Annotated in this window: 10 protein-coding genes and 1 pseudogene; 8 read left to right on the top strand and 3 right to left on the bottom strand. The window is 67.9% G+C overall.

Going from position 1 to position 11,281, the window contains the following annotated elements:
• Positions 1 to 507: 507 nt before the first annotated feature.
• Positions 508 to 951: pseudogene (locus BYZ73_RS17950) on the bottom strand (transposase family protein); the annotation flags it as partial.
• Positions 952 to 1,074: 123 nt separating this feature from the next.
• Between BYZ73_RS17950 and BYZ73_RS17945 the strand changes: the two are divergent.
• Genes BYZ73_RS17945 through BYZ73_RS17925 form a run of 5 tightly spaced genes read left to right on the top strand, consistent with a single transcriptional unit; the run spans position 1,075 to position 6,313 of the window.
• On the top strand, positions 1,075 to 1,809 hold the full coding sequence (locus BYZ73_RS17945) for a response regulator (RefSeq protein WP_108028707.1): 735 nt from the start codon (positions 1,075 to 1,077) through the stop codon (positions 1,807 to 1,809).
• A gap of 58 nt (positions 1,810 to 1,867) precedes the next feature.
• The gene (locus tag BYZ73_RS17940; protein WP_245943219.1) at positions 1,868 to 2,983 is read left to right on the top strand and encodes an FIST N-terminal domain-containing protein; all 1,116 of its coding nucleotides are present in this window, start codon (positions 1,868 to 1,870) and stop codon (positions 2,981 to 2,983) included.
• The gene (locus BYZ73_RS17935) at positions 2,980 to 5,226 is read left to right on the top strand and encodes an ATP-binding response regulator (RefSeq protein ID WP_112317096.1); all 2,247 of its coding nucleotides are present in this window, start codon (positions 2,980 to 2,982) and stop codon (positions 5,224 to 5,226) included. The genes BYZ73_RS17940 and BYZ73_RS17935 overlap by 4 nt, the downstream gene beginning before the upstream one ends.
• 47 nt (positions 5,227 to 5,273) lie before the next feature.
• Positions 5,274 to 5,954, top strand: a complete 681-nt coding sequence (locus tag BYZ73_RS17930) for a hypothetical protein (protein ID WP_245943218.1) — start codon at positions 5,274 to 5,276, stop codon at positions 5,952 to 5,954.
• Positions 5,951 to 6,313 carry a hypothetical protein gene (locus BYZ73_RS17925; RefSeq protein WP_112317094.1) on the top strand — a complete coding sequence of 121 codons (363 nt, stop codon included), beginning with the start codon at positions 5,951 to 5,953 and terminating at the stop codon, positions 6,311 to 6,313. Before BYZ73_RS17930 ends, BYZ73_RS17925 begins: the two co-directional genes overlap by 4 nt.
• A gap of 124 nt (positions 6,314 to 6,437) precedes the next feature.
• Here the strand turns inward: BYZ73_RS17925 and BYZ73_RS17920 are convergent, their stop codons facing one another.
• Positions 6,438 to 7,253, bottom strand: a complete 816-nt coding sequence (locus BYZ73_RS17920; RefSeq protein WP_245943217.1) for a quinoprotein dehydrogenase-associated SoxYZ-like carrier — start codon at positions 7,251 to 7,253, stop codon at positions 6,438 to 6,440.
• A 140-nt stretch (positions 7,254 to 7,393) separates the two neighbouring features.
• On the opposite strand from BYZ73_RS17920, the gene BYZ73_RS17915 reads away from it, so the two are divergent.
• Complete coding sequence (locus BYZ73_RS17915) at positions 7,394 to 8,434, top strand: quinoprotein relay system zinc metallohydrolase 2 (RefSeq protein WP_112317092.1); 1,041 nt, start codon at positions 7,394 to 7,396, stop codon at positions 8,432 to 8,434.
• Here the strand turns inward: BYZ73_RS17915 and BYZ73_RS17910 are convergent.
• Positions 8,412 to 9,047, bottom strand: coding sequence for a hypothetical protein (locus tag BYZ73_RS17910; protein WP_112317090.1), 636 nt, complete (start codon positions 9,045 to 9,047; stop codon positions 8,412 to 8,414). The genes BYZ73_RS17915 and BYZ73_RS17910 overlap by 23 nt on opposite strands.
• 151 nt (positions 9,048 to 9,198) lie before the next feature.
• Between BYZ73_RS17910 and BYZ73_RS17905 the strand changes: the two genes are divergently transcribed.
• Positions 9,199 to 10,311, top strand: coding sequence for an S-(hydroxymethyl)glutathione dehydrogenase/class III alcohol dehydrogenase (locus BYZ73_RS17905; RefSeq protein WP_112317088.1), 1,113 nt, complete (start codon positions 9,199 to 9,201; stop codon positions 10,309 to 10,311).
• 11 nt (positions 10,312 to 10,322) lie between these two features.
• Positions 10,323 to 11,159: an S-formylglutathione hydrolase gene (gene fghA, locus BYZ73_RS17900; RefSeq protein WP_112317085.1), complete on the top strand. Its 837-nt coding sequence runs from the start codon at positions 10,323 to 10,325 to the stop codon at positions 11,157 to 11,159.
• Positions 11,160 to 11,281 lie beyond the last annotated feature (122 nt).

The raw sequence follows: 11,281 nt of genomic DNA, 5'->3' as shown, positions 1-11,281 counted from the left end.
ACCTGACGGCGACCCAGCCTGGAGCGGTGGCGCCATGACCTTGGCCCGGGCCGCCCGCCAGCCGTGGCGAACGCCGCGGCGGAAGTCTCCGCTGCACGTCTCGAAAGGCCGGGCCGGCGCGTCCGACGATGCGTGCCTTTGTCCGACGCCGACAGCATGCTGTGGATACCGGCGGCATCACGCAGGCTGCCATTCGGCCGGTGCGGCCGACCCGGCGGCAGGCCAGTGAAGCGCATCCCGCAATCTGCGGGTAAGGCAGCGGACGGCCGGGACTTGATTCCGAAAGAGAATTTCCGGTTTCACCGCCGTGCTCTCATGACACGGAGGGTGGACTGGCCATATGGCATGTCTGGCGGTCCGCGGACCGGACGTCGCGTTCTAGGATCCGGGGCCATGGCTCGGATACGGCCGAGGGCATCGAAATGCCCGGTGCATTGGCCACACAGGGGCAGCAAGCGATTTCGAGGATGAACTTGAGGTCCAGCTTCGAGGGCTGCCGCATCGCTGACTGTCGCAGATGGCGTGCGGCTTGGTGTTCATCCCGCCTTTGGTTCGTCCGATCAGGCGACCACGCTTCCCTTTTGGGCGGCCGTGCTGGTCGCCGTTCGATGGGCCTTGAGGTCTGTCGCGTCGATCATCACGGTCTTCTCTTCGCCGTGTTCCGCCGCCAGCCCTCCCATCATCCGTGCGAAGGTCCTTTTTTCGCTCCATCGCTTCCAGCGGCTGTTAAGCGTTTCCAAGGCTTGCGCGGCCCCACCGCGACCACGGTCCGCTTCAACTGTGTGGACCATTGGCAGAAAGAGCATCTCGCTAGCGTAAGCCATTGCGGTTGATGAAGATAATCCCAATCAATACGCGCCTGTCGTCGACCTGCGGCTCACCATGAGACTTCAGAAAGAGACGGGCCAGACGTGCCATCTGCGCGTCGGTCAGCCAGAAGAGATCGCTCATGTCACCTCTCCGTTATCGGAGTCGTGAGGTCATGCTGCGCGACCGAAATCAAAGCACCCTGACCCGAAACCGTTGCCTTCCCGCTGCGCGATTTGGTAGCGTCCGGGCAGGGAGGAAAGACCAATGAGCCATGAACCGGTTATGCCGGCGGTGACGGCCATAGAGTCCGTTCTGGTCGTTGACGATCACCCGCTCTATTCCGATGCATTGGCCGTCGCCCTTCGACATGCTTTTCCCGATGCCGAGATCCAGACGGCCACGACGCTCGCCGAGGGATTGGGGACGCTAGGCTCCGGGTTTCTGCCGGACCTTGTGATGCTTGATCTCAAGCTGCCAGATGTCGCGGGGATCAGTGGCTTTGCCCGGCTGCGCGAGCGACTGCCGCAGGTGCCGATTCTGGTGATTTCGGCGCTGACCTCGGTCGAGGTGGTGACGGCGCTGATGGACGGTGGTGCGGCCGGTTTCGTGCCCAAGGATGCCTCGATTGACGATCTCAGACTGGCCCTGGCCGAGATCCGCGCCGGCAACCGGTATCTGCCGCTGGCCTATCGCCGCGCCTGCCGGTCGGCGGCGCGCGCGCCGCGGGCTGCCAGCGCGCAGGAAATTGGCCGCCGCATTGCCGAACTGACGCCGCAGCAGGCCCGTATCATGCGGCTGATCTGCGCGGGCAAGCCCAACAAGCAGATTGCCTATGAGCTTTCGTTGGCCGAGGCCACCGTCAAGGCGCATATCACGGCGCTGTTGCGACGGCTTGGGGTGCAGAACCGGACCCAGGCGGCTGTGCTGATCGAAAGCGCCACGGTCGATGTCGGGGCGGGGTTCTCGGAGGCCGATGCCCGGTCCTTCCTCAGCCAGTAGCGTCCGGGATGGCGCCGCGCCGCGGCCGGACCCCGGTCCCGGGACCCCCGGCGTCGGCTTGTCGCGGTCGGCCGACCCGGCGCGTGCCGCGTCCGAGGCGGCAGCGCAGATCGACCGGACCCAGGCGCGCTTCGTGCTGGCCTTCATTCCCGACCGGCTGGCATGCGCGTCGCTGGCCGAGGCCCTGGCGCAGCAATTGCCGGGCCTGCCCGTTTTCGGATGCAGCTCGGCCGGGCAGATCACGCCCGAGGGCTATGAGGACGACGCGCTGCTGCTGCTGGCCTTTCCGCGCGCCCATTTCCGCTGTGCCACGCGACTGATCCGGCCACTCTCGCCGTTTTCGATCGAGGAGGTCTCGACCGAGGCCCGCCGTCTGGCCGCCCAATTTGCACATAGCGCACGGTGGAACCGACTGGCGCTGATCTTCGCCGACGGCCTGTCCAAGCAGGAAGACCTGCTGGTCGCCGCGCTGGCGGCGGGGCTTGAGGACGTGCCGGTCTTCGGCGGGTCGGCCGCCGATGCGCTGCGGTTCCGGGAAACCGCGATCCTGCAGGACGGGGCGCTGCACCGCGATGCCGCCCTGCTGGTGCTGATCGAGACCGATCTGGAGTTCCGTGGCCTCGGCTTCGACCATTTTCTTCCGACCGAGCACCTGATGGTGGTGACCGAGGCCGTACCCGAGGAACGGCTGGTGCTGGAACTGAACGGTGCGCCCGCGGCCGAGGAATACGCCCGGCTGGTCGGCTCCCCGGTCGAGGCGCTCAGCCCGCAGGTCTTTGCGGAACATCCGGTGCTGGTGCGCAACAATTCGATCTACCATGTCCGGGCGATCCAGAAGGTGACCGAGACCGGCGCGCTGTCCTTCCTGTCGGCAATCGATGACGGGCTCTTGCTGACGCTCGGACGCGGGCGCGAGATCCTGCGGACGCTTGATGACGAACTTGCCGTGACCGACGCGGCGGGACGGGGGCCGGAGTTCATCCTGGGCTTCGACTGCTTCCTGCGAAAACTCGAGATCGGTCAGAAACAGCTGACCGCGCCGGCCTCCGAGATTCTGCGCCGCCACCGGGTGCTGGGCTTCAACACCTATGGCGAACAGCATTGCGGGGTGCATGTGAACCAGACCTTCGTGGGCGTCGCCTTCTTCGAGCCCCGCACCCGGGGTTTGGCATGATCGACCCGGACGCGCCGCCAAACGTCATCATCGCCCGGCAGGCGCGCATCATCGACGCTTTGATCCGGCGCAGCAACCGCCAGCACGACATGACCGGCAGCGCCTACGGTCTCTTCCAGTCGGCCGTCGCTCTGCAAGGGCAGGTCTGGGCCAAGACGCGCGATCTGGAACGGACCTCGACCGAGCTCGAGCGCGCCCGGGTCGACCGCGAAGAGACGCGCCTGCGGCTGAGCGAGGCGCTTGACGCGATGGAGGGCGGGTTCGCGCTGTTCCACGAGGGGCGGTTGCAGGTCTGCAACGACCTTTTCAGGTTCATCCTGCCCGATATCTCTGCCCGGATCCTGCCCGGTCTGACGGTCGAGGACTATTTCCGCGCGGTGCAGTCAAGCCGGGCGCTGGCCGATCCCGACCGCGCCTGCCGCGACCTGGCCGAGGCCATCACCCGGCGCACCGCCGAGGGCGCGAGCCTGACCTTCGTGCTGGAATTGCAGGGCGACCGCTGGTTCCAGATCGCGCGGCAGCGCACCCGGTCGGACAACCTGATCCTGACCCAGACCGAGATTACCGACATCGTCCGCAAGAACCGGATGGAAAAGGATCTGCTGATCGACATGCAGGCGCATTACCTGCAGGCCGCCTTCGATCACATGACGCTGGGGATCTGCACTTTTTCGCGGACCGGCGAGGTCACGATCCGGAACGGCCGGTTCCGCGAGCTTCTGGCGCTGCCCTACACACTGGTGCAGGACGGCACGACCTTCAGCCAGATCCTGCGCCACGTGAAGGAGAACCGCCTGGTCGCCGAGGCCGACATCGCCGATATCGACCTCTGGCTGACGCGTCTGCGGGCCGAGGGGCAGCTGCGCCGGCGTCTGCGCCACGCGAGCGGCCGGGTACTGGACCTGCATGTGCACCTCTTGCCCGATCGCGGCTTTCTGGCGGACATCTCGGACGTGACGCTGGAATCTCGGGCGACCGAGGTGCTGGAAAAGCGGGTCGAGGAACGCACCTACGAGCTGACCGAGGCCAACCGGCGGCTGCGCGACCAGCATGCGGCGCAGACCCGGGTCGAGGAAGAACTGCGTCAGGCCAAGGCCGAGCTTGAGGCCGCGATGAGTTCCAAGACGCGGTTCCTTGCCGCCGCGAGCCACGATCTGTTGCAGCCGGTCAATGCCGCCAAGCTGATGATCTCGACACTGCGCGACAGCGCGCGCGGCAGCGGGTTAGAGCCGATGGTCGAGCGGTTGCAGGGCTCGTTTGCCTCGATGGAGTCGCTTCTGCGGGCGCTGCTGGATCTGTCGCGGCTGGAAAGCACCGGGGCGGCGCTGACGCCGGGGCCGGTCTGTCTGGGGCCGATGATGCGGGCTCTGGGCGAGGATTACGCGATGGTCGCGGCCGAAAAGGGCATCCGGCTCGATGTGATCCCGGCCGCGCTCTGGGTCGAGAGCGATCCGCAATTCCTGATGCGGTCGCTGCAGAACCTCCTGGTGAACGCGATCCAGTATACCGAGACCGGCCGGGTTCTGGTCGGCTGCCGCCGCCGCCGCGGCCGGGCGCTTTTGCAGGTCTGGGATACCGGGATCGGCATTTCCAGCGAGGATCAGGCGCGGATTTTTGAGGAATTCACCCGGGCGGGCAACGCGCTGCCGGGCTCGGGCATGGGGCTGGGCCTGTCCATCGTCGAGCGGACCTGCCGACATCTGGGCCATGATCTGAGCGTCCGGTCTGCACCCGGGGTGGGGTCGGTCTTCTCGATCGCACTTGACCGGGTGGACCCGCCCGAGGAGGTCTGCCGGACGGGCTGCGACGAGCGGGCAGGCGGCGCGGGCGGCAGGATCGACGGGCTGATCGTTCTGGCGGTGGAGAATGACAGCGATGTGCTTTTCGCCATGACGCGCGCGCTCGAATCCTGGGGGGCGGGGGTGCTGGCCGCGCGCTCGACCGCCGAGGCGCTGGGGCTTGTGGCCGAGATCGGCATGGCCCCCGACCTGATCCTGGCCGACTATCAGCTCGACGGCGAGGATAATGGCGTCCTGGCCATCGACGCGCTGCGCCGCGCCGCGGGCGTGAGGGTTCCGGCGATCATGATCACCGCCGATGCCAGCGAGGACCTGCCGCGGATCGGGGCGGACCGGGGCTTTGCGGTGCTGAGAAAGCCCGTCGATCTGGTGCGGCTCCGGCCGCTGATCGGCCGGACCCTGCGGGAGGGCGCTCCGGTCATGGCCGACGAAAGTCTGGCGTGACAGGCAGGGCCGCGTGGGTAGGCTCGGTGGCAAAGGGAGGACAGGCGATGCGCAGCAGGATGGTGGGTCTTCTGGCCGGGCTTTTGCTGGCGGGGGCCGCAAGCGCGGTATCCGCGGCCGATACGGCGCCCGGCGAGGCCTATGACCTGATCTTCCGGACCGGCACGCTTCACGGGGTGTCCCGCGACGCGGGGCTGGTCTACCAGCGGTCCTTGCAGAACGAGGCCCTGCCGGACGAGGAGGCGGCCGAGACCGGAGAGGTGCGACTGATCTTTCCGCCCGGATCGCCCGATACGGCCGATCTGCGGCTGGTTCAGGGCGAGCGGTTTCGCGCCATCGGCAGCTTTCCGGCCAGGGTCGGCAACCCGGTCGCGATGTATTTCGTCGAGAGCGTGGTGCGCGACATGGCCCGGACCATGGGCGGCAGCCCGTTCTATATCCGCAACCGCCTGAAGGAGGCGCTGATGCGTCCGGCCGAGCGGCGCGCGGTGCAAGTGTCCTGGGGCGCGGGCGAGGTGGCCGCCGAGGTGGTGGTGCTGCATCCGTTCGAGGACGACCCGGCGCGCGCCCGGATGGGGGCCTTCGCCGATATGGAGATCGCGGTGACGGTGTCGGAGGAGGTGCCGGGCTGGTATCGCAGCCTTTCTGCGACGGCCCCCGGACCCTCGGGCGAGGTTTATGCCGTGCGGCTGACCCTGAGCGTGCCGGCCGCGGAGCCCGCGCGATGAGGCGGGCTGTGTTTCTTCTTGCGGCAGCGCTGGGCACCGGGGCGGCCGGGTCGGTGGCGGCCGAGGATGTGGCGGCCGCGCTTAACGACTATCCGACCGCGGTCCGGGCCGATTACGTCTTTGCCTGCATGGCGGTAAACGGGCAGGGGCGCGACGTGCTGCAGAAATGCGCCTGTTCGATCGACACCATCGCCTCGATCCTGCCTTACGAGGACTATGTCGAGGCCGAGACAGTGCTGTCGCTGCAGCAGGTGGGGGGCGAGCGGATGTCGATGTTCCGGACCGCGCCCACGGCCCGGGCCTTCGTGGCCGAGTTGCGCCGCGCCCAGGCCGAGGCCGAGATCGTCTGTTTCGAGTGAGCGCGGGGCTCCCGCCCCCGGCCTGCACGGGGCTTCGCCCCGCTTGTCCGGCGTTGGGCCGGGCCGCGCGCGAGGCGCGCGGCGCCTCCGGCGGGGGTATTGAGGCCAAGAAGAAGACAAGGGATCAGATCTGGCCGTCTTTGGGCAGGTCCTGTTCGAAGACATGGCCGTCGGTATCCTCGGCCCGGACATGCAGGCTGGCGGCGCCATTATCGGAATAGGAGAAGCGGAAGACCGGGTTTTCGCTGATCGAGATGCCGCCCTCGACGCGGAACAGAAGCTCGTCGCCCTGACGCACCTCGATCCGGTCGAGATAGAGCGGCGGGATGAAGAGCTGGGTCACCTGATCGCGTTGCAGGCCGGAATAGTTCGGGTGGCGGATCATGATCTGGGCCTCGCGCCGGGGCGTTGAAAGCGCGGGGGCTGTGTCGGCGAAGGGCTTGAGCCGCATCCGCCCCATTTCGGCCAGTGCCAGTTCGGGGGTCTTGCTGGCCGGGGCCGAGCAGCCGCCCGAGGCCTTGACGAAGCGGCCGTCCATGAAGAGGCCGGTTTCGGTATCGGCGATGACCCGGACGTTGGAATACTGGTTGACGCGGACCCGAAGCTCGAGATCGAGCGGCGCCATGGCCGGGCCGAAGACGATGTCGGCGGCCAGCGGCATCGGGTTTTCATCGATCACCAGGCGGGCGCGGGAGATATGCGCCTCGGGGGCGGTCTGCCGGATCCGGATCGGGACGGTCGCGGCCTCTTCGGCGCGGTAGGGCGCCTCGATCTCGAAGGGCGCGGGGCCTTCGGCGAGGGGGGCGTCCTGGCCGAGGATCTGCGGCCGGATCTCGTCCCAGACCGGGCTTGCGGTCAGCGGGTTGGCGCGGAGGCTGTCTTCGGCGGCTGCGGGCATGGCGGCCAGCGCGGCCAGCGCCGCGGCGATGACGGTCTTCATGGGAACCTCCCTTTTCCGCATGAGATGCCGTTGAGGATGCCATAGCGGCAGGGCTCTGCCCATCGGCCAATGGTCGGTGTCGATCACGGTTGCGGGATCGGGCAGGGTCGGTGCCGGAGGCCCATCGGCAGGGAGGGGGCATGTTCGAGGCGGTCATGACGTTGTGTCTGGCGCTGTCGCGCGAGGTCTGCCGCGAGGTGGCGCTGCCCGGGATCTGGACGGCCGGGGCCGAGGACTGCCGCGCGGCGCTGGCTGCGATGCCCGGGTCCGGTGCGTCTCCGGGGCTTGTGGCGGAGGGGCCGCCGCGCTGCCGGGAGGCGGGGCCCGCGCTGGCCTTCGACGAGATCGCTCCGGGGGTGCTGGTGCATCGCGGTCAGGTGGCCGAGGCCGATGGGGACAACCTTGGCGACATTTCCAATATCTCGGTGGTGATCGGCACGCGCTCGGTCGCGGTGATCGACAGCGGATCGGCGCGTTGGATCGGCGAGGCGGCCTGGCGGGCGATCCGGGCGCGGACCGCGCTGCTGGTCAGCCATGTGATCCTGACCCATGTGCATCCCGATCACGTCTTCGGGGCCACAGCGCTGACCGAGGCCGGGGCCGAGGTGGTGGCCCATCAGGGGCTGGCGCGCGCGCTGGCCGACCGGCAGGCGGGGTATCTCGAGAGTCTCGGTCGGCTGATCGGGTCTGCCGCGCTGATCGGCACCGCCCCGCCGCCGGTCGACCGCGCGGTTTCCGGCGAGGCCGAGATCGACCTTGGCGGGCGGGTGTTGCGGCTTCGGGCATGGCCGCCCGCCCATAGCGGCACCGACCTCACCGTTCTCGACAGCGCAAGCGGCATCCTTTTCGCGGGCGATCTGGTCTTCGACGATCATCTGCCCGCGCTTGACGGCACGGTGCGGGGCTGGGCCGCGGTGCTGGAGGAGATGGGGCAGGACGGCGCCGCCGTCGTCGTGCCCGGCCATGGCGGGCCGGTGCTGCCCTGGCCCGCGGGCGGGGCCGCGACCGCGCGCTATCTGGAGGTTCTGGCGCGGGATGCGCGGGCGGCGGTCGCGACAGGCGAACGGTTGGGCGACGCGATCGGCCATATCGCCGGGGAAGAACGCGGGCACTGGCGCCTGTTCGACGCCTTCAACCCGCGGAATGCCACGGTGGCCTTCACCGAGATGGAGTGGGAGTGACCGCAGCCGCCTGCAGCATCTGCGCGATGGCATAAAGCCGCTTTTCCAGCAGCACCGGCGTTTCGCAGACATAAGTCAGCGATTTCTGCCGGTCGGTATAGATGCGTTCGTCCCAGGCGAGCTGCTCCTCGAGACTGTCGGCGCGGTCGTAGTCCGGCGGGTCGGCCTCCATCGCTGCGTCCATCTCGGCGCGCGCGGCGTCTATCCGTTCGGCGAGAGCGGTCTGTTTCAGCGCGTAGGATTGGATCCCCTTCATGATGGTGCGGCGCTGGGCGGCGAGCCGGTCGAAGCTGGCCTGGAACAAAAGCCCCATAAGCTCGGGCCCGGCCGCCTGCGCGGCTGCGAAATCGGCGACCCGGGGGCCGAGGTCTTCAAGCGAGAGCCGCCGGAGCGCGAGCCGGGCGGCAAGATCCGTCACGGCCGAGCGGGTGTCGGGGTCGAGGGCCGCGAGCCCCTCGGGGTCGATCGGGTCGGGCCACATCAGGCCCGGCGAAAGCCGGTCGACCTTGCGCTGGATGCAGGGCCAGGTCGGGTCCGAGAAATCGGCCGCCGCCGCGGGCAGCGTGCCTGCCAGCGCGCACAGCGCCACCGCCATCGTCGCAATGGTCCGCATGTCAGATCCTCCCATGGGGGACTTTATCGGACCCGCGTCGCCTGTCCACCGGGTCGCATACCAACCAAGGTCGCAATTGCCGGTGGAAGGGGGGGCTTTCATACTCGTAACATAAGAGAATTCTAAGAACCGTCTCCGGAGGAACTATCCCATGAGAACCCGTGCCGCCGTGGCCTTTCAGGCGGGCAAGCCGCTTGAAGTGACCGAGGTCGAACTGGACGGCCCCCGCGAGGGCGAGGTCCTGGTCGAGATCAAGGCGACCGGCATCTGCCATACCGACGAATTCACCCTTTCGGGCGCCGACCCGGAGGGGCTTTTCCCGGCGATCCTGGGCCATGAGGGCGCGGGCGTGGTGGTCGAGGTCGGGCCCGGCGTGAAAAGCGTCAAGCCGGGCGATCACGTGATCCCGCTTTACACGCCCGAATGCCGCGAATGCGACTATTGCCTCAATCCCAAGACCAATCTCTGTCAGTCGATCCGCACCACCCAGGGCCAGGGGCTGATGCCCGACGGCACCTCGCGCTTTCGCACGCTCGATGGCGACCCGATCCTGCATTACATGGGCTGTTCGACCTTCTCGAACTACACCGTGCTGCCCGAGATCGCGGTGGCGAAGATCCGCGAGGACGCGCCCTTCGACAAGGTCTGCTATATCGGCTGCGGCGTGACCACCGGCGTCGGCGCGGTCGTCAACACCGCCAAGGCCGAACCCGGTTGCCGGGCGGTCGTCTTCGGGCTGGGCGGGATCGGGCTGAACGTGATCCAGGGCCTGCGGATGATCGGCGCCGACCAGATCGTGGGGGTGGACCTGAACCCCTCGAAGAAGCAGATGGCCGAACGCTTCGGGATGACCGATTTCGTCAACCCGTCCGAGGTCGAGGGCGATCTGGTGCCCTATCTCGTGAACCTCACCAAGGGCGGGGCCGATTACAGCTTCGACTGCACCGGCAACGTCAAGGTGATGCGCACCGCCCTGGAATGCGCCCACAAGGGCTGGGGCGAGTCGATCATCATCGGCGTGGCGCCAGCGGGGGCCGAGATTTCGACCCGGCCGTTCCAGCTGGTCACCGGGCGCACGTGGAAAGGCACCGCCTTCGGCGGCGCGCGCGGCCGCACCGATGTGCCGAAGATCGTCGAATGGTACATGCAGGGCAAGATCGAGATCGACCCGCTGATTACCCACACGCTCAGCCTCGACGAGATCAACAAGGGCTTCGACCTGATGCATTCGGGCGAGAGCATCCGCAGCGTGGTCCTGTACTGAGGCCGCGCGGGATGGATGTGGTCACCCAGAACAGATGCTTCGACGGGGTGCAGATGGTCTGCACCCACCCGTCCGAGGTCTGCGGCACCGAGATGACCTTCGCGGTCTACCTGCCGCCCCAGAGCGGGACCGGCCCGGTGCCGGTGCTGTGGTATCTGTCGGGGCTGACCTGCACCCATGAGAACGCGATGACCAAGGGCGGCTTTCAGGAACATGCCGCCGCCCATGGTCTGGCCGTGGTCTTCCCCGACACCTCGCCCCGGGGCGACGGCGTCGCCGATGACGAGGCCTACGATCTGGGCCAGGGCGCGGGGTTCTACGTGAACGCCACCCGCGCGCCCTGGGCCACGCATTACCGGATGTACGATTATGTGCTGACCGAATTGCGCGATCTGGTGATGGACCAGTTCCCGCTGGCCGACCGCCACGGGATTACCGGGCATTCGATGGGCGGGCATGGCGCGCTGACGCTGGCGCTGCGCAACCAGGACCGGTTCGACTCGGTTTCGGCCTTCGCGCCGATCGCCAATCCGACCCAGTCCGACTGGGGCCGCAAGCAGCTGAGCGCCTATCTCGGCGATGACGAATCCGCCTGGGCATGCTACGATTCAAGCATTCTTCTTGAGGAATACGGCTGGAAGGACGCGATCCTGATCGACCAGGGCGCGGGCGACCAGTTTCTCGATCTGCTGCGCCCCGAGGCGCTGGCGGGCGTTCTGGCCCGCCGTCGGCAGGCGGGGCTCGTCCGGATGCAGCCGGGCTATGACCACAGTTACTATTTCGTCGCCAGTTTCGCGGGCGATCATGTCGCCTGGCATGCCGACCGGCTGCACCGGCCGCAAAGCTGACGGACCAGAGGGAGGAACCGGCCATGACAGGAGGGGATCGCAGCACGGGACGGCGCGCGGCCCCCGGCTCTGGTCGGCCTGCCTCTCTCGCCGCCGTCGCCGTCGATGACGGACCCGCAGCC

Origin of the sequence: Rhodovulum viride, from assembly GCF_003265965.1 — a bacterium.
GTDB lineage: Bacteria > Pseudomonadota > Alphaproteobacteria > Rhodobacterales > Rhodobacteraceae > Rhodovulum > Rhodovulum kholense.
This window is presented reverse-complemented; position numbering and strand designations above follow the sequence as displayed.